The sequence below is a fragment of the Pseudomonas migulae genome (assembly GCF_043225285.1).
In the GTDB taxonomy this organism is placed as follows: Bacteria; Pseudomonadota; Gammaproteobacteria; order Pseudomonadales; family Pseudomonadaceae; genus Aquipseudomonas; species Aquipseudomonas migulae_C.
The window spans coordinates 1,871,528-1,890,756 of sequence record NZ_CP171224.1; the positions used below are offsets into that span (position 1 = coordinate 1,871,528).

12 protein-coding genes are annotated in these 19,229 nt (G+C 57.4%); 6 read left to right on the plus strand and 6 right to left on the minus strand.

The window, feature by feature from the left end:
• The first annotated feature begins 132 nt into the window (after positions 1-132).
• Together ACF6ZU_RS08685 and glyA are read left to right on the plus strand one after the other, a co-directional pair.
• Positions 133-3,981, plus strand: a complete 3,849-nt coding sequence (locus ACF6ZU_RS08685) for an EAL domain-containing protein (RefSeq protein WP_392891576.1) — start codon at positions 133-135, stop codon at positions 3,979-3,981.
• Between the two features lie 247 nt (positions 3,982-4,228).
• The gene (gene glyA / locus ACF6ZU_RS08690; protein WP_392891578.1) at positions 4,229-5,482 is read left to right on the plus strand and encodes a serine hydroxymethyltransferase; all 1,254 of its coding nucleotides are present in this window, start codon (positions 4,229-4,231) and stop codon (positions 5,480-5,482) included.
• Positions 5,483-6,513: 1,031 nt separating this feature from the next.
• Here the strand turns inward: glyA and lanM are convergent.
• Positions 6,514-9,543 (minus strand): type 2 lanthipeptide synthetase LanM, encoded by a 3,030-nt coding sequence (lanM, locus tag ACF6ZU_RS08695; RefSeq protein WP_392891580.1) that lies wholly within the window; start codon positions 9,541-9,543, stop codon positions 6,514-6,516.
• An 81-nt stretch (positions 9,544-9,624) separates the two neighbouring features.
• Complete coding sequence (locus ACF6ZU_RS08700; RefSeq protein ID WP_392891582.1) at positions 9,625-9,783, minus strand: hypothetical protein; 159 nt, start codon at positions 9,781-9,783, stop codon at positions 9,625-9,627.
• Positions 9,784-10,387: 604 nt separating this feature from the next.
• Between ACF6ZU_RS08700 and ACF6ZU_RS08705 the strand changes: the two genes are divergently transcribed.
• Genes ACF6ZU_RS08705 through ACF6ZU_RS08715 form a run of 3 tightly spaced genes read left to right on the plus strand, consistent with a single transcriptional unit; the run spans position 10,388 to position 13,176 of the window.
• Complete coding sequence (locus ACF6ZU_RS08705; protein WP_192418941.1) at positions 10,388-11,701, plus strand: C4-dicarboxylate transporter DctA; 1,314 nt, start codon at positions 10,388-10,390, stop codon at positions 11,699-11,701.
• A gap of 55 nt (positions 11,702-11,756) precedes the next feature.
• On the plus strand, positions 11,757-12,461 hold the full coding sequence (locus ACF6ZU_RS08710) for a FadR/GntR family transcriptional regulator (protein ID WP_392891584.1): 705 nt from the start codon (positions 11,757-11,759) through the stop codon (positions 12,459-12,461).
• A gap of 25 nt (positions 12,462-12,486) precedes the next feature.
• The gene (locus ACF6ZU_RS08715) at positions 12,487-13,176 is read left to right on the plus strand and encodes a GntR family transcriptional regulator (protein WP_392891586.1); all 690 of its coding nucleotides are present in this window, start codon (positions 12,487-12,489) and stop codon (positions 13,174-13,176) included.
• A 121-nt stretch (positions 13,177-13,297) separates the two neighbouring features.
• Here the strand turns inward: ACF6ZU_RS08715 and yjiA are convergent, their stop codons facing one another.
• The 3 genes from yjiA to ACF6ZU_RS08730 form a co-directional block, all read right to left on the minus strand.
• Positions 13,298-14,269 carry a GTPase gene (gene yjiA / locus ACF6ZU_RS08720; RefSeq protein ID WP_392891588.1) on the minus strand — a complete coding sequence of 324 codons (972 nt, stop codon included), beginning with the start codon at positions 14,267-14,269 and terminating at the stop codon, positions 13,298-13,300.
• Between the two features lie 160 nt (positions 14,270-14,429).
• Positions 14,430-14,627, minus strand: a complete 198-nt coding sequence (locus ACF6ZU_RS08725) for a YbdD/YjiX family protein (protein WP_042561171.1) — start codon at positions 14,625-14,627, stop codon at positions 14,430-14,432.
• Between the two features lie 14 nt (positions 14,628-14,641).
• Positions 14,642-16,708: a carbon starvation CstA family protein gene (locus tag ACF6ZU_RS08730; RefSeq protein ID WP_392891590.1), complete on the minus strand. Its 2,067-nt coding sequence runs from the start codon at positions 16,706-16,708 to the stop codon at positions 14,642-14,644.
• Positions 16,709-16,867: 159 nt separating this feature from the next.
• Between ACF6ZU_RS08730 and ACF6ZU_RS08735 the strand changes: the two genes are divergently transcribed.
• Positions 16,868-17,236, plus strand: coding sequence for a PilZ domain-containing protein (locus ACF6ZU_RS08735; protein WP_392891592.1), 369 nt, complete (start codon positions 16,868-16,870; stop codon positions 17,234-17,236).
• A gap of 123 nt (positions 17,237-17,359) precedes the next feature.
• On the opposite strand, the gene radA is transcribed toward ACF6ZU_RS08735, so the two are convergent.
• Positions 17,360-18,727 carry a DNA repair protein RadA gene (radA, locus tag ACF6ZU_RS08740; protein ID WP_008040321.1) on the minus strand — a complete coding sequence of 456 codons (1,368 nt, stop codon included), beginning with the start codon at positions 18,725-18,727 and terminating at the stop codon, positions 17,360-17,362.
• Positions 18,728-19,229: the final 502 nt, after the last annotated feature.

Here is a 19,229-nt window from a genome sequence, read left to right on the forward strand (position 1 = left end):
CCTTAATGACAGATGGCCGTCCAGCCGAGCGGGGCTGGCACTTTGCCACAACTCAAGGCATGCTAGCCGCCCTTCGGGCGTCCGGCTTATAGTGCACGTCGCGCCAGTCCAGCCAATCCGCAGGATTACAGTTTGTCTAATGTCACGCCGCCCCTGACCAACCGTGCACCCACTGTTGCCCCCGGCTCACCCCTGCGTGGAACGCTGAAAGGTGCGTTGGCGACGCTCGTGCTGATGCTGCTCGCCCTGCTGTTCTGGCAGTTGCTGGATCAGCTGCGCGAAACCCAGAAAAACCAGCGTCAGTACACCATCGACTACACCGCCGACCTGGCCGCGCAAGTCAGCCTGAACATGTCGCTCAACGCGCAGATCGCGCTCAACCTGCTACCGATCGTCGAACAGCCGCAAAGCGCCGACGAACAGCGGGAGCTACTGCGCAAGCTGCAAAAATCCCTGCCCGACCTGATCAGCCTCGCGTTGTTGAGCCCTTCGGGAAAGGTCCTCAGCGACAGCGACCCTGACAGCACCGACGCCGATTACCTCGTTGAGCTGGTCCGTCGCAGCCGTACCCAGGCCCACTATTTCAGCAACGCCGATAATGGCTCGATGGTGCACCTGCTACTGCATCAAGCCAGCGGCAGCTCCCGTGGTTATTGGGCGCTGCGTTTGAAGCCGAGCTTTTTCTCGTCCCTGACCAAACAGAACGAGACCGGTCTCCGCCCGCTCTGGCTGGTGGAAAACCGCTTCAACCATCAAGTCATCAGCCGCGACGAATCACGCCCCTCGACCAGGTCAGGCGATCTGACCGAAGACGATGTGGCCAACAGCGTGCTGACGGTTCCCCTGAGCAGCAGCGACTGGCAACTGCGCGGTTTGTTCGACCGCCAGCGCGTGATCGAAGAACTGCTGCCCGCCTTCATCGGTAAATGCCTGTTGGGGCTGGCAATCTCCTTGCTGCCACTGATAGCCCTGCTGAACATACGCCGCCGCCAGCGCCAGGTGACAGAAGGCCGCCGCCGTTATCAGGACATTTTCGAAGGCACCGGCGTCGCGCTGTGTGTACTCGACGTGTCGGGGCTCAAAAACGCTTTCGATAAAACCGGGCTGTACAACGCTGAACAACTGCGTGACTGGCTGCAATCAGCGGAACAGCGGCATCAGCTGTTGCAAGAACTGCGCATCACCGAGGTCAACCAGGTTGCCTTGCAACTGCTCAACGTCAACACCTGCGAACAAGCCTGGCAACTGTTGATCGAGGGCAACCCGCAGGACGGCACCGCCATTGGCGATCAAGTGCTCGAAGCTGTGCTCAACCAGCAGAAACAGCTTGAGCTGGAGATCAAGCTTCCGGACGCCAACGGCCGCGACCAGCACCTGTGGCTGGTGCTGCGCCTGCCGGAAGATCAGGCCGACTATAAAGCAGTGATCCTGAGCATCAGCGACATCACCAGTCGCAAACTCATCGAACTGTCGCTGCTTGAGCGTGAAGGGTTCTGGTCCGACGTGGTCCGCACGGTGCCGGATCATCTGTATGTGCAGGACGTGATCAGCCAACGCATGATCTTCAGCAACCACCACCTGGGCCAGACACTCGGTTACAACCGCACCGAATTGCATCAGATGGGCGAATACTTCTGGGAAATCCTCCTCCACCCCGAAGACGCCGACTACTACCACCGCTCACGCCAGGCCCAGCGCCAGGCGGGCTACACCCAGTTGCTGCAATGCCAGCTGCGCTTCCGTCACCGCGACGGCAAATGGCGGCGATTCGACATTCGCGAGCAGGCACTGGCGCGGGACAAACATGATCAGGTCACGCGGATCATCGGCGTGGCCAAGGACGTCACCGAACAGATCGAAGCCAGCGAGTCCCTGCGCGACAGCGAACAGCGCTACCGGATGCTCGCCGAAAGCATCAGCGACGTGATTTTCTCCACCGACAGCAAGCTCTCGCTCAACTACGTCAGCCCGTCCGTGCAAGCGGTGCTCGGCTACGACGCCGACTGGATCTTCCAGAACGGCTGGCAGACGACCATTGCCAACCCGCAGCAATTGTCCGGCATCTACAGCCTGATGGACCGCGTCAGCAAAGCGCTGGGCAAGCCCGAACAACTGGCGCTGTTGCGCAGCCAGGTCCAGACCCAATTGTTCCTGTTCGATTGCCTGCGGGCGGACGGGCGCAAGATTCCGATCGAATTGCGCCTGGTGCTGGTCTGGGACGAGCACGGCGCGTTCGAAGGCGTGCTGGGTGTCGGCCGCGACATCAGCCAGCAACGCCGCGCCGAAAAAGACCTGCGCATGGCGGCCACGGTATTCGAACACTCGACGTCGGCGATCCTGATCACCGACCCGGCGGGCTACATCGTCCAGGCCAACGAAGCGTTCAGTCGCGTCAGCGGTTATGCGGTGGAGCAAGTGCTCGACCAGTTGCCGAACATGCTCACCGTCGACGAGCAGCAGGATGCGCATCTGCGTTATGTGCTCAAGCAATTGAACCAGCACAGCACCTGGGAAGGCGAAGTCTGGCTCAAGCGCCGCAATGGCGAGCATTACCCGGCCTGGGTCGGCATCACGGCGGTGCTCGACGACGAAGGCGACCTGGCCAGTTACGTGTGTTTCTTCAGTGACATCAGTGAGCGCAAGGCCAGTGAACAGCGAATTCACCGTCTCGCCTATTACGACGCCCTGACCCACCTGCCCAACCGCACGCTGTTCCAGGATCGCCTGCACACCGCGCTGCAATCGGCGGAACGGCAGAAGTCCTGGGTGGTGCTGATGTTCCTCGACCTCGACCGTTTCAAGCCGATCAACGACTCACTGGGCCACGCCGCCGGCGACCGCATGCTCAAGGAAATGGCCACGCGGCTGCTCGGTTGCGTCGACGATGACGACACCGTGGCGCGCATGGGCGGCGATGAATTCACCTTGCTCCTGCAACCGCGCATCAACCGGGAAATCGCCCTGAACCGGGCGATTCACGTGGCGGAGCAAATCCTCGCCAGCCTGGTGAAACCATTCGTGCTCGAAGGCCGCGAGTTCTTCGTCACCGCCAGTATCGGCATCGCCCTGAGCCCGCAGGACGGCAGCGAACTCAGTCAGTTGATGAAGAACGCCGACACCGCGATGTACCACGCCAAGGAGCGCGGCAAGAACAACTTCCAGTTCTATCAGGCAGACATGAACGCCAGCGCCCTGGAGCGACTGGAGCTGGAAAGCGACCTGCGCCATGCCTTGGAACAAGACGAATTCGTCCTGTACTACCAGCCGCAATTCAGCGGCGACGGCAAACGCCTGACCGGTGCCGAAGCCTTGCTGCGCTGGCGTCATCCGCGTCGCGGCCTGGTGCCACCAGCGGATTTCATCCCGGTGCTCGAAGAGCTCGGACTGGTGGTGGATGTCGGCGACTGGGTGCTCACCGAGGCTTGCCGTCAGCTCAAGACCTGGCATCAGGCCAAGGTGCGGGTGCCGAAGGTCTCGGTGAACATCTCCGCCCGGCAGTTCTCCGACGGTCAGCTTGGCACCCGGATCGCCACCATCCTCAAGGAAACCGGCCTGCCGCCGGCGTGCCTGGAACTGGAACTGACCGAAAGTATCCTGATGCGCGAAGTCAGCGAGGCGATGCAGATTCTGGCCGGGTTGAAAAACCTCGGGCTGAGCATTGCAGTCGATGACTTCGGCACCGGTTATTCATCGCTCAATTACCTCAAGCAATTCCCGATCGACGTGCTGAAAATCGACCGGACCTTCGTCGATGGCTTGCCGTCGGGTGAACAGGACGCGCAGATCGCCCGAGCGATCATCGCCATGGCCCACAGCCTGAACCTGGCGGTGATCGCCGAGGGCGTGGAAACCCACGAGCAGCTCGACTTCCTGCGCGAGCATGGCTGTGATGAGGTTCAGGGGTATCTGTTCGGGCGTCCGATGCCGGCGGGCCGGTTTGAAGCACAGTTCAGCAATGATGCGTTGTTCATGTTCGATTGAGGTTTTTCAGTGCGGCAAAGGACGCCATCGCGAGCAAGCTCGCTCCCACAGTTTTTGGGGTGTGCACAAGATTTGTGGCCACTGATAATCCCTGTGGGAGCGGGCTTGCCCGCGAAGAGGCCGGCACGATCACCGCTGATCCCGTCATGAAGCCCACTTGTCTGCGACATGATCTCCTTTCATATGCCATCTAAAACCCATTGGGTTAGAATGCCCCCCTTTTCTGCCCCGATCCTTGAGGACCGCCATGTTCAGCCGTGATTTGACTATTGCCAAGTACGACGCCGATCTCTTTGCCGCCATGGAGCAAGAAGCTCAGCGCCAGGAAGAGCACATTGAGCTGATCGCTTCGGAAAACTACACCAGCCCTGCGGTGATGGAAGCTCAAGGCTCGGTACTGACCAACAAGTACGCCGAAGGCTACCCGGGCAAGCGCTACTACGGTGGTTGCGAGTACGTCGACGTGGTTGAGCAATTGGCCATCGACCGTGCCAAAGAGCTGTTCGGCGCCGATTACGCCAACGTTCAGCCGCACGCCGGTTCGCAAGCCAACAGCGCCGTTTACCTGGCTCTGCTGTCGGCTGGCGACACCATCCTGGGCATGAGCCTGGCCCACGGTGGTCACCTGACCCACGGTGCCAGCGTTTCCTCCTCCGGCAAGCTGTACAACGCCGTTCAGTACGGCATCGACGCCAATGGCCTGATCGACTACGACGAAGTCGAGCGCCTGGCCGTTGAGCACAAGCCGAAAATGATCGTGGCCGGTTTCTCTGCCTACTCGCAGATCCTCGACTTCCCGCGTTTCCGCGCCATCGCTGACAAGGTTGGCGCCTACCTGTTCGTCGACATGGCCCACGTGGCCGGTCTGGTCGCCGCTGGCGTCTACCCGAACCCGGTTCCATTCGCTGACGTCGTGACCACCACCACGCACAAGACCCTGCGCGGCCCACGTGGCGGCCTGATCCTGGCTCGCGCCAACGCCGACATCGAGAAGAAGCTGAACTCCGCGGTATTCCCGGGCGCCCAGGGTGGCCCGCTGGAGCACGTGATCGCTGCCAAGGCGATCTGCTTCAAGGAAGCGCTGCAGCCTGAGTTCAAGGCTTACCAGCAACAAGTGGTGAAAAACGCCCAGGCCATGGCCAGCGTCTTCATCGAGCGCGGTTTCGACGTAGTGTCCGGCGGTACTGAAAACCACCTGTTCCTGCTGTCGCTGATCAAGCAGGAAATCTCCGGTAAAGATGCTGACGCCGCACTGGGCAGAGCCTTCATCACCGTGAACAAGAACTCCGTGCCAAACGATCCACGCTCCCCGTTCGTCACTTCCGGCCTGCGCTTCGGCACCCCGGCTGTGACCACTCGCGGCTTCAAGGAAGCAGAGTGCAAGGAACTGGCCGGCTGGATCTGCGACATCCTGGCAGACCTGAACAACGAAGCGGTGATCGACGCCGTTCGTGAGAAGGTCAAGGCCATCTGCAAGAAGCTGCCGGTTTACGGCGCCTGATTGTAAGTCGCCTGAACAAAAACCCGGCCAAGGTTGTAATGCTGATCACTTAAGCATTTAGATAGGGCCCGGGCTTTTCCGAAAATCCGATGTCAGACTTCTGGCATCGGATTTTTTATGCCTCGAACTTTTCAACTTGCGCGCTAACAGGACATTTACCAAAAACAGTCCCAATAGGGCGCGGCAAAAACCTCTGGATGCCAACAACTGCCACCCAGAAGCATTCATCTACACAATTTACGACACCACGTTACACTATCCCTTCAAAGTTACACTCACAGCAACTTCAAAACAGCCAACCAACTGCAATCAACATAAAATTACAGTGCAGTTAACAGTCCCACATTCAACGATAGTCGTCGCTACAGACTCAACACGAGAATGACCAGCGTTTTGATAACTTTCAAACTCACCATGAAAGTCACCGGACATTTTTAAAATTTGCTCACTCATATCGAATACTCTCAGTTTTATAAGGCGCCGTATTTAGCGCGATTAAAAAATAGCACAAGCCCAGCACCTGCCAAAGCCATGAAGCGTTACGTTAAATGACAACTACAAACCACTAGCTCACGACACCATAAAACATAAAATCAGACAACTAAAGGATGAGCGTAGGCGTACACGACATAACAAAACCACACACATAACAACACTTAGGCAATGGCAATGTTGTATTTCCGACTCGCTCATCGAGAATTGAATTTATATAAAAGCGTGACCACAAAAGCCTTTGCGCCGACACCGCATATTTTAATTATCATTACATAATCTGCCCAAACCACGTTCATCAAGAACTCAGAGCAAATCATCAGCAATAAACAAAATCACACTTCACGAGCACATTTCTGCGATTGATTGGAGTAGTGGCGAAGTAGCAGATCAGTTCCAGTTCCATCGCAAGGCACATAGAAAATCCGATGCCAGTTCAGGCATCGTATTGTGGTTTCTTGCGGCCAAATACTAAGCAAGAAGACTTGAGTGATCGCCTAGCCAGTAATAGCCGATTTTTTTCGTCCAGGTTTTGTTGCTCAGATAGGTATCGGTCTCGCGAAATCCAGCGACAACACATCCGGCAAACCGGCATCCACGGCCTGCAATAGAGCCTGACCGACACCCGTGATGCCGAGCATCAGGCCCAGGTCGGGAATGGTGTGCTCATCCAGGAAATTTTCCTTGAAAAAATTGTGAGCCACTTGGGAGAGTGCGCGGTTTACCTTCGCAATGCCCTGTTCATTGCTTGTGTCGCGATAGAGTTTGAGCAGGCACATCAGATTGCCAAAATCACCATGGCACAGGCTGTAACCAGACCCCAGGCCCTGCTCCCACAAATGGCGCTCGCAGCGTTCGACATCCTGCTCGAGCACTGTTCTGTTTTCGGCGTCCAGCGCGGGCCCCATCGCTTGAGCCAGCCAATGCCGGGAAAGGAGAATACCGCCGTCGCCATGACACCACTTCGAAAGGGACGCCGACTGCGCGTTTTCCCGGAGATCAAGCCAGAAACCATCCACCGTCAGGCGGTTTTCTGCCTGCACCCACTGCGTAATCAACTCGGCAAGCAACGGATCTTTCGTGACCTCCCACGCCTTGCCGATGGCCTGCAAAACCCCGGCGATGCCATGAGAAAAACCAGTCCACAGCGGTTTGGCCGTTGAATTGAGCAGCAGTGTTCCGTTGTCCAGCACCAGTGCCGATTGAATGGCATGGGAGAGCTTTTCAATCAGGGCGCGCAATGCTTCACGCTCTTGGAGCTGATAAAGATTCACCAGAACTGTGAGAGCGCCACACCAGCCCTGAACGAAATCGAACTCGTCGTCTTCGCGTGGAAAATCCGCGAGTTTAACCAGCAATTCTTCGACTGTTGCCTGATAGGTCTTGCGGCCAGTCATCAGCTCATAATTGACCAATACATACAGATAGGACGTCAGACCGAGGTACGCACTGACTGCCAGCTTGTTCGGGAAATGCTCCTGGGACTGGTGTATCGCACCCAGGATTCGCTCGGCTTCATCCCGATAGCGCGTCGCTCCACTGACCCGGAACAGGCTCAGGTAAAAAAGCGCCAGCCCCCCCATTCCGTTGTACAAGCTGTTGCCCATGTGTGTGATGAAATTGCGGCGGGTTCGTGGATGCGTATCCATGAATGTCCAGCCAACATCGCCTGCTTCACCTTCTATGCGGTTTTTTTCAATGACCCGGGCAATGCGCATCGCACCGTCAAGATACTGCTCGCGGCCGAGATCAGGGACGGCTAGCAGATGATGGCTACGATCAAGTGACTCCCTGGCGCCGGGCACCAGACACGCCTGCAATATATGAATCTGAAACGCCTTGTCTTTGGGGGACAGCATTTCCAGCTTGCGTCGGCAGCTCTCGAAGGGCCGCTCGATAGGCAAATGAGTAACGGTCCGCCCATGGGCGTTGAGCAAACAATTGGAGAGCAATGATTGAGTGAAGCTCGGGAAATTTGCCTTCTTCAGGTCGTTGATCTCGTGCCGTGGGATGTCGTGCTCAATGAGCTCGTCGCCGAGATCGGACCATAAGGTTGCCAGCAGAAGATCATGCTTCATCTGGCATTGGGTAAAACGCGGATGACTCATCATTGCGATGAAGTCTGCGTAGCGTTGGGTATTCTTGATCAGCACCCGGGACTTCAACCCTTCGGCATGTTTTTCCAGCAATTCGAGTATTTCGTCGCGGCGGTTAACGACTTCATCGTAACCCTGCTCAAAACCACAGAAAAAAGCGCCGCGGTAGTCTGTGACTGAACGCGTTTCGTCGGCAAAAACAGGCAGGTGTCGCATCATCGGACGGCTGTCGACTTCATGCACCTGCAAGCGATAAAAGCCATCCTGAAGAACCAGCTGTTTTCTGCTGGCGACGAACTGTTGCTGCCGGGTCAGCCCGCTCTGATCGTTCTCCGAACCCGCTGAGTTAGGCACAAAACCGGTGGTAAACACCGACTGGCTGTTGAGTTTGATGATCTGGAACAACGCCCGGCCATGGGGCACATCGACCTTTAAATCGACCATGGCTGGTGTGAACAGGCATTCCAGATCGATCATGACCGGACTGCTGCCACAGGCAATGATGTTTTCGTAATGAAAGTCGATGCCGTTCAAGGCATGGATGACCGCAACCTGAGCCCCAAGACGCTGAAAGAAGAGCGATAACTCACCTTCAGTCTGGCAGGGAACATTTTCAATTTTTTCGATCCAGCAGTGATCATCCAGAGAAACCATCAACGGTGCATGGATGGCGAAGCAGCTGTTGTCAGTCTGCGTCCGCAATTGCTCGAGCAAAGCCGTGTAAAACAACGCTTCACGGTTGCTTCTTGGCTTGAAGATCAGCTCCTGGTTGCCGATCCGCACGCAACAGACGGTTTCGCCGTTGGCGTGGGCATCTCCGAGCCCCAGGGAAATGGCGTCGATGCGCTGGTGCGACAAGGCAAAGGTGTTCTTGAGCGCTGGAAAATCAACGGCCAAACACTTGAGGATTTTGTACAGGTACGCCGCCGTATCCTCGATCCGCGCCACCAGTAAACGTGTCAATACGGGATATGAGTTGAGGAAGGGGCCCAGCCCTTCGCCAGCCAGCTCCTGATCAAGAGTTTCCGGGTCAAGTTCATCGCCATCAGCTATCCGGCTATTCAGATAATGGACCAGCGACTTTTCCGAGAGACTTTTAACCAGTACAGTCACATGAGTGCGAATACTTGATAGGAATGTATCGACATCAATCCAGCTACAGACGGACTCGTATCTGGCATCACTTTCAAAAACATGCTTTAGAAATTCATACCAGCGAGCACAAAATTTGCCAAATGAAACTCGCTCAACCTCATCCCCCGACAACAATGAAACAACTAATTTAACTGCCGCCTGAAACTCGTCACCCACCGCAGAATGCATAGTCTCACCGGAAAACAATGCATTGCGATATTCTTCCAGCAACGTCTTTCTATCGACACCAAAATAATATTGAACAGCTTTATCTTCCTTATGCAGAAGATCGATCATTTTGCTCAATGCGTCATATTCGTGCGCTTTTGCTGCGCTCATGATGTTTACTCGACACTCAGAAAATTGGCCAATACCGGACACTTGCGGGAAGCAGGGCGGGCCAAGGCCCGCCCTTTGTCATTACGGGATGCAGCAGCCGAGGACGGTGCAGCCCAGGGTCGAACAACTAAGAGTGGTTTCACAACCCACTTCCGCTACAACAATCGCGCTACCAGAATTCACATAGGACTGGAAATCCGCACCAAACTCTCCGGACAGATCCATGATTAGTTCTTGCATGTAGTATCTCCTGATAAAAAGTTATTCGCCTTAGGTGGCGAAAATCAAAATTATCATCTACTAGCGACTTTAATCTCCGTTCAAATGAAACAAAATACTAAGAACAACATAAGATAACGACGCTCTGTCGCAACCACATCCAATCACACAAGTCCCTGCCCCCTAAACAACTTGTAAAACTCGAACACACCCACGGCAGGCAAAACCAACAAAACTTAAACTTTCATTGCTTTCTTCATGTTGCAAAAACACGATTTCATAATCAATTCACACACTGCCATTTGATTCAGTTAAAACTTGCGCGAATGCAATTTAATATCCGTTTACAACCTGATGCCCCTGAAAATCAAACGACGCCCACCGGTTGACGTTATTCCGTTGAGGCTTGCATTACTCCATGGCCGCTAGCACCGATAAACCCTATGCCACTCAGGCACCACTGGTCAGACCGGTCATGCCAATTTTTCGATTCCCCCTTGTAAATGCAAAAAAACCGGGCGTAGACTGCGCCTGCACTGGACATACCGGTAAGACCACAATAATTAAGTCCTGAATCTGATGCGCACAGCGCACGGCAGCCAGGACACCGACCAGGATTCCTCCCATGCTCAGATGGTGCTCGCGTTCAATCTTCCTTCAAGTGGTTCTCGGACTGGTGCTCGGCATCGTCTGCGGGCTGACCCTCCCCGAATACTCCGCCCAACTCAAACCCCTCGGTGACGGCTTCATCAAGCTGATCAAGATGCTCATCGGCCTGATCGTGTTCTGCGTGGTGGTCAGCGGCATCAGCGGTGCCGGCGACCTGAAGAAGGTCGGACGCATCGGCTTGAAGTCGGTGATCTATTTCGAAGTGCTGACTACCATCGCACTGGTGATCGGCCTGGTGTTTGCGTTCAGTACCGGCATCGGCAGCGGCGCGAATATTCATCTGGAGCAACTGTCTGCCGCCGACATGGGCGACATTGCCCAGCGCGGCCAGCACATGCACACCACCACGCAGTTCCTGATGGACCTGATTCCGACCTCCGTGATCGGTGCGTTCGCCGACAACAACATCCTGCAAGTGCTGCTGTTTTCCGTGTTGTTCGGCAGCGCGCTGAACCTGGTGGGCGAAGCGGCATCGGGCATTTCCCGGCTGATCAATGAGCTGAGCCACGTGATCTTCCGCATCATGGGCATGATCGTGCGCCTGGCGCCGATCGGCGTGTTCGGCGCAATCGCATTCACCACCAGCAAATATGGCCTCGATTCCCTGCAACACCTGGGCAGCCTGGTCGGCCTGTTTTACCTGACCTGCGTGGCGTTCGTGACACTGATCCTTGGCCTGGTGATGCGCCTGTCCGGCCTGCGCATGTGGCCGCTGCTGAAATACCTGCGCGAAGAACTGATGATCGTCATGGGCACGGCTTCTTCCGATGCGGTGCTGCCACAAATCATGCGCAAGCTCGAACACCTGGGCATCGGCAGTTCGACGGTGGGCCTGGTGATTCCCACCGGTTACTCCTTCAACCTCGACGGTTTCTCGATCTACCTGACCCTCGCGATTGTCTTCATCGCCAATGCCACCGGCACGCCGCTGGCCATGACCGATCTGCTGACGATTTTGCTGGTGTCGTTGATCACCTCCAAAGGCGCCCACGGGATTCCCGGCTCGGCGTTGGTGATTCTGGCGGCGACGCTGACGGCAATCCCGGCGATTCCTGTGGTCGGGCTGGTGCTGGTACTCGCTGTGGACTGGTTCATGGGCATTGGCCGGGCGCTGACCAACCTGATCGGCAACTGCGTCGCCACCGTGGCCATCGCGCGCTGGGAAAAGGACATCGATATCCAACGTGCGAACAAAGTGCTTTCCGGTCAGGTGGGTTATACCTTCCAGCCGAGAAAACCGGTGGCGCCGGCGCACCAGCAGGAATTTTAAAAACAACCTGTGCCTGCCCACGGGCGGGCACATTTATCGCGACTTGGAGCGGACAGTGATTACCTCGTCAACCGTCGTAAATTCAGTGGTAGAAAAACTTCGGGCCGCGCTGGCCCGTGGTCAGTGGCGCTCTGGCGAAATGCTGCCGGGGCAGCGCGAACTGGCCGAACAACTGGGCATCAGCCGCCCGAGCCTGCGCGAAGCGGTGATCGTGCTGGAAACCCTCGGCCTGGTGCGTTCGATGCCCGGCAAAGGCGTGGTGGTGCTCGACGCCCACCTCAGCGACAGTCAAAGCCACGACAGCGCGGTGGCCGGTGCGAGCCTGGAAGATGTGCTGCAACTGCGCTACACCCTTGAGCCATTTATCGTCGGCCTGGTCGCGCAATCGATCAGCAGCAAGGAAGTCGGGCAACTGCGCCTGACCCTCATGGACATGCGCGAAGCCTTGGAGGCCAATGACAGCGAGGCCGGGGCCAACGCCTACATCGCGTTCCACGAAGAACTGTTCGCGCTGACGTCCAACCCGATTTTCCAGAGCGTGGTGCAGCAGACCGGCAACGCCCTCAAGCAAAGTGCCGAGGTGCTGCGCAACTCTCCGGAGCATCTGGCCGAACGCCTTGAAGAAAACGAAGCCGTGGTACGCGCGATCCGCAGCAAGAACAGCGCCCAGGCCAGTGCCGAAATGCGTCGGCACATCCTGCGTGAAGGCCAGCGGATGGGCATCGAATTGAACATCCCGGACGACAACCTCGGCAGTTGAAACCTCTTGCAACCGGAGACAGGCCATGAACAGCTTCGCCTCAGCAAAAACGCTCGTTGCCCTGCCCTTTTCCCCGCTGGCGGAGGATCTCTACTCGCGGGTGTTCGACGCCATTCTCGAACAGCGCCTGCAGGCGAGCAGTCGCTTTACGGAAGACAGCCTGGCGCAACTGTTCGGCGCTCGCCGCAGCGAGATTCGCGGGGTGTTGATGCAACTGTCCCATCAACAGATCATCGTGCTGCGCACCCAACATCGCCCCCGCGTTGCCCTGCTCGATAGCGAACAAACCCGACAGACCCTGCATGCGCGGCGCCTGAGCGAAACCATGGTGCTGCAATTGGCATGTCAGCAATCCCGGCTGCAAAACCTGGAACGTCTGCGCGGGCTGATCGATAGCGAGCGTCGATGCACGACACGTGGCGCGGCGATCCGGTTGGCGGGGATGTTCCATTTGCAGTTGGCGGAGATGGCGGGGAATGCGCCGATGACGCATTTTCTTGGCAGCCTTGTGCCGCTGACCTCACTGGCGATTGCGCAGTTTGATGTGTCGGCGGAGGGTTATTGCGATTGGCGGGTGCATGCCGGAATTCTGGAGGCGGTGGAGCGTGGGGATGCGGTGAGTGCGGTCACATTGCTGAATCGGCATCTGGATGAGCTGGAGGAAGTATTGCTGAACTCAGGACCGCGTCTGAGCCGGAATCGTGTTGCCAGTTGAATAGCCATCGCGGGCAAGCCCGCTCCTACAGTGATCTTTGGTGTTTTTCGGTTCTATTCCCGACCACTAAACCTGTGGGAGCGGGCTTGCCCGCGATGGCGTCATATCTGTCGCCGATGTATTAGTCTGCCGCCACCCGCGCAAACCCCTCGCGAATCTTCTCCTCCGGCAAATCATCGGCAATAAACACGATCACGCTTTCCCGTGTTTCGCCTTCCGCCCACTCCGTATCCCAATCGAAACCGTACAGCTTCAGCACCCCCTGGAACACCATGCGCCGCGGCTCGCCAAGAATGTTCAGCACACCTTTGTAGCGCAGCAATTGCTTGCCGTGGTCTTCCAGCAGTTCGTTCATGAACTCGCTGAGCTTGTCGATATCCAGCGGTTTGTCGGTGCGCAGCACCAGGCTGGAAATGCGGTCGATGGAAGGTGCTTTGCTCACCGGGCGCAAACTCACCCCGCCACCCAGGTCGGCATTCAGGTTGAAACCGCGCACGTCGAGGAGTTCGGCGAGATCGATCTGGCCATGGTCGACCAGGCGAATCGGCGCGCGACGGTTGATGCGGGTCAGGCGTTCGCTCAACGCGGTGAAGGTCGGTTCGTCCACCAGATCGCGCTTGCTCACCAGCAAACGGTCGGCGAAACCGATCTGCGCCTGGGCGATGGTCTGGGTCAGGTGGACGTCGGCGTGCGCCGCATCGACCAGCGTGATGATGCCGTCGAGGATGTAACGTTCGCGCAATTCCTCGTCGATGAAAAAGGTTTGCGCCACCGGGGCCGGATCGGCCAGGCCCGTGCATTCGATCACCAGACGGTCGAAGGCGATTTCGCCGCTGTCCAAGCGCTCGAGCAACAGGTAAAGCGCCTTGGTCAGGTCCGTGTGAATGGTGCAGCAGACGCAGCCGTTGGACAGCGTCATCACTTGCACCGGCTCGTCGCCCAACAGCTGGGTGTCGATACCGGCGTCACTGAATTCGTTTTCGATCACGGCGATTTTCAGGCCGTGCTCGGCTTTGAGCAGGTGGCGCAACAGTGTGGTCTTGCCGGCGCCGAGGAAGCCGCTGAGGATCGTGACCGGGATTGGAGAGGACAACTGGTATCTCCTGTTTCGCAAAATTAGAAATCAACACAAAAACAAATGTGGGAGCGAGCCTGCTCGCGAAGGTCGTGTCAGGCAACATTAATGTCGACTGATACACCGCTTTCGCGAGCAGGCTCGCTCCCACAGGGGATTGCGTCAACCTGACTTCAGGTCAACAGCACTTCGGCCCACCCTTGCCACCGTAACGGGCTTCCTGACGTTCCCGGAAGAACATCTCGTAGCTCATCACCGGTTTGTCCGGGTGCTTGTTTTGCATGTGCTCGACGTAAGTGTCGTAGTCGGGCATGCCGACCATCAGGCGCGCGGCCTGACCGAGGTATTTACCGAGGCGACTCAGGTCATTGAACATGCTGCACTCCTCGATCACGCATCCGGCAGGGCCTGGAATGGCGATTCTTTATCCGTACGCTCTTTTTTACCCCAGGCGGCAATGCCGACCTTGAGCGCATAGAACAGGATACTGAACACCACGAACAGGAACAGCGCCGTCAGCGTTGCGTTGGTGTAGGCGTTGAAGATCACGTGTTGCATCTGAGTGATGTCCTTGGCCGGGGCGAGGATCTGACCGTTGGCCAGCGCATCGCTGTATTTTTTCGCCAGCGACAGGAAGCCGATCGCCGGGTTGGCGTCGAACAGCTTGATGAAGCCGGCGGTGGTGGTGCAAATCAGCAACCAGACCGCAGGCAGCATGGTCACCCAGACGTAGCGCTGGCGTTTCATTTTGATCAGCACAACGGTCGCGAGCATCAGCGCGATACCGGCCAGCATCTGGTTGGAGATGCCGAACAGTGGCCACAAGGTGTTGATGCCACCCAGCGGATCGACCACGCCCTGATACAGCAACCAGCCCCACATCGCCACACAACCGGCGGTGGCGATCAGGTTGGCGGTCCAGGATTCGGTGCGTTTCAGCGCCGGTACGAAGGAGCCGAGCAAATCCTGGAGCATGAAGCGTCCGGCACGGGTGCCGGCATCTACTGCGGTCAGGATGAACAGCGCTTCGAACAGGATCGCGAAGTGGTACCAGAACGCCATGGTGTTTTCACCCGGCAGGACACTGTGCAGGATCTGCGCGATACCGACCGCCAGGGTCGGCGCACCGCCGGCGCGGGCCAGGATGGTGGTTTCACCGATGTCCTTGGCCACCGCTTGCAGTGCTTCCGGGGTAATTGCAAAGCCCCAGCTGCTGACGGTTTGCGCCACAGCCACCACGTCACCACCGACAACGGCAGCCGGGCTGTTCATGGCGAAGTACACGCCCGGCTCGATCACCGAAGCAGCCACCATGGCCATGATCGCCACGAACGACTCCATCAACATGCCGCCGTAACCGATGTAGCGCGCGTTGGTTTCGTTATCCAGCAACTTCGGCGTGGTGCCGGAGGAGATCAGCGCGTGGAAACCCGAGACCGCGCCACAGGCGATGGTGATGAACAGGAACGGGAACAGACCGCCCTTCCATACCGGACCGGTGCCGTCGATGAACTGGGTCAGTGCCGGCATTTTCAGCTCAGGCGTGGTGATCAGGATACCGATCGCCAGCGCAATGATGGTGCCGATTTTCAGGAACGTGGAGAGGTAGTCACGGGGTGCCAGGATCAGCCAGACCGGTAACGAGGCGGCCACGAAACCGTAACCGACCAGCATCCAGGTAATCTGCACGCCATTGAAGGTAAAAGCCTTGGCCCAGACCGGATCAGCGGCAATCTGCCCGCCGAGCCAGATCGAACCGAGCAGCAGCAACACGCCGATCACCGAAATCTCGCCAATGCGGCCCGGGCGGATGTAGCGCATGTAGATGCCCATGAACATCGCGATCGGGATGGTCGCCATCACCGTGAAAATACCCCACGGGCTTTCGGCCAGGGCTTTGACCACGATCAGCGCCAGCACCGCAAGGATGATGATCATGATCAGGAAGCAGCCGAACAGCGCGATGGTGCCGGGGATGCGGCCCATTTCTTCGCGGACCATGTCGCCCAGGGAACGACCGTTGCGGCGGGTGGACATGAACAGGACCATGAAGTCCTGAACCGCACCGGCCAGCACCACGCCGGCAATCAGCCACAGCGTGCCGGGCAGATAGCCCATTTGCGCCGCCAATACCGGACCGACCAGCGGACCCGCGCCGGCGATGGCCGCGAAGTGGTGACCGAAGAGGATGTGTTTGTTGGTGGGGACGTAGTCCAGACCATCGTTGTTGAGCACGGCGGGGGTGGCCCGACGCGGATCGAGTTGCATCACGTTGTTAGCGATGAACAGACTGTAGTAACGGTACGCAACCAGATAAATGGCCACGGCAGCGACCACAATCCACAAGGCGTTGATTGCCTCGCCTCGGCGCAATGCCACTACGCCAAGGGCGCACGCTCCTACGATTGCCAGCAGCAGCCAGGGTAGATGGCGTAGCAGGCTATTATTATTTTTCATTTTTTTATTCCAGCCAGGGTGGACAAGAAAGACAGCCACCCCGAGTTTAGCTCTCCTGACGGCAAAGGCCATACCCCGACATTGGTCTAGGCGCCTGCACCGGCTGGCAGGCATTCACAATGCGGGTCTATAGTCAGCGAACATTCAGAGGATTACGCCATGAGCGAACACCCTGCCGATCGTCGCCGCTTCAAACGTATTGCGTTCGATGCCCGAACCGAGTTGAGCCAGGGGGAGTACATCTGGCCAGTGAAGCTGATTGACCTGTCGCTCAAGGGATTGCTGATCGAGCGGCCCGAGCCATGGCTGGGCGACCCGAAACAGATCTTTTCCGTCGACATTCACCTCAGCAACGATTTTGACATCAAGATGGACGTGCAACTGAAGCACGACGATCCCCGCCATTTGGGTTTCGTTTGCCGATACATAAGCCTGGAATCCATTGAACGGCTGCGGCGGTTGATCGAGCTCAATCTGGGGGATCAGCGGGAGCTGGAGCGCGAGTTGGGTGCGCTGATAGAAGTGTGACCTCACTTGTGTAGGAGCCGGCTTGCTGCGGGCGGCGTTCCGACGATAGCGTCTGTCCAGCCAAAAATTTGGTAGCTGACCCACCGCAATCGCCAGCAAGCCGGCTCCTACAAGGGGTTGTGCTTACTCGAAGAGTGCGTCGAGGGCCTGTTCCAGACGGGTCACTGCGATGATCTGCAACCCCGGCGGCGCCTCTTTCGGGGCGTTGCCCTTCGGCACGATGGCCCGTTTGAAACCGTGCTTGGCGGCCTCCTTCAAGCGCTCCTGACCACTGGGTACCGGGCGCACCTCACCGGACAAACCGACTTCACCAAACACCAGCAAATCGTGGGGCAAAGGGCGGTTGCGCAAGCTGGACATGACTGCGGCCATCAACGCCAGGTCGGAGGCGGTTTCCAGCACCTTCACACCGCCCACCACGTTGAGGAACACGTCCTGGTCGTGAGTCGGAATGCCACCATGCCGGTGCAATACCGCCAGCAACATCGCCAGCCGATTCTGATCCAGCCCCAGCGTGACCCGACGCGGATTGGCCAAGTGGCTGTCATCTACCAGTGCCTGTACTTCCACCAGCATGGGCCGGGTCCCTTCCCACGTCGCCATGACCACACTGCCCGGGACTTCTTCCTGGGCACGGGTCAGAAAAATTGCCGACGGGTTGGACACTTCCTTCAAGCCCTTGTCGGTCATGCCGAACACGCCCAGTTCGTTGACCGCGCCGAAACGGTTCTTCACCGCCCGCAGCAAACGCAAACGACCATCGGACTCGCCTTCGAAATACAGCACGGTGTCGACCATGTGCTCCAGTACTCGCGGTCCGGCCAGTGCGCCCTCTTTCGTTACGTGACCGACCAGGAAAATCGCCGTGCCACTCTGTTTGGCGTAGCGCACCAGCAAAGCTGCGCTCTCGCGAACCTGGGAAACCCCGCCCGGCGCCGACTGCAGTTGTTCGGTGAAGATCGTCTGAATCGAGTCGATCACCATGACCTTGGGTTTTTCCACCCGGGCCGTGGCGATGATGGTTTCGATGCAGGTTTCGGTCATGACGCGCAGCTGATCCTGCGGCAACCCCAGGCGCCGGGCGCGCATGGCCACCTGCTGCTGGGATTCCTCACCGGTGACGTAAAGCGCCGGCATGCTCTTGGCGAGGTTGCACAAGGTTTGCAACAAGATGGTTGATTTACCGATGCCGGGGTCACCGCCGATCAGTACCACCGAGCCATCCACCAACCCGCCTCCCAACACGCGGTCGAGTTCGCTGGAGGCAGTGGAAAAGCGCGGAATTTCTTCGACGCTGACTTCAGCCAGGGTCTTGATCTGTGCCTGCTGCCCCGTCCAGCCGGTGCGACCGCTGGGCGCTGCGGCACCACCGCTCTCGACCATGGTTTCGGTCAAGGTATTCCAGGCCCCGCACTCTCCGCACTGGCCGGCCCACTTGGGGAACGTTGAGCCGCACTCGGTGCAGCCGTACATGCGTTTGGCCTTGGCCATCGGAACTCCCGGCAAAAAACGCGATGATAGCTCAGCTGGGGCGGATCAGCGTAAAGCAGTTACCTGATGAACTTTCCTGTCACCTATGAGATGAGCGGGAAATCCAAAGGTCGAGCGATATCTCACAAACTTGTACAACTTTGCACATTGACATGCCTGTGGACCATCAAAGGTGACCCATCATTTAAACTAGAACTTGTACAAACCCTTTATACTTCCGCTAAAAAACGTACAACTTAACTCATCACGCCACCATTCAAAAAAATAACAGCACTTTGCTACCCCCGTAAGAATGACAACTAATAGCAGGCGATAGAGTTATACATCAGATGTGACAATGTAAAACTCAAGAACAACTATTGCTCATGCAACCACCAACTTTTCCGTTCTGAAATCAAGTGCGCCTCATTTGCAGCTGGCACGTCAAACAAGGACAGAAAGAATGCCCACAAGGATAGGAAGTGCGACTCAAAATGGCCAGATCAGCAGGAGCAATCCGTGC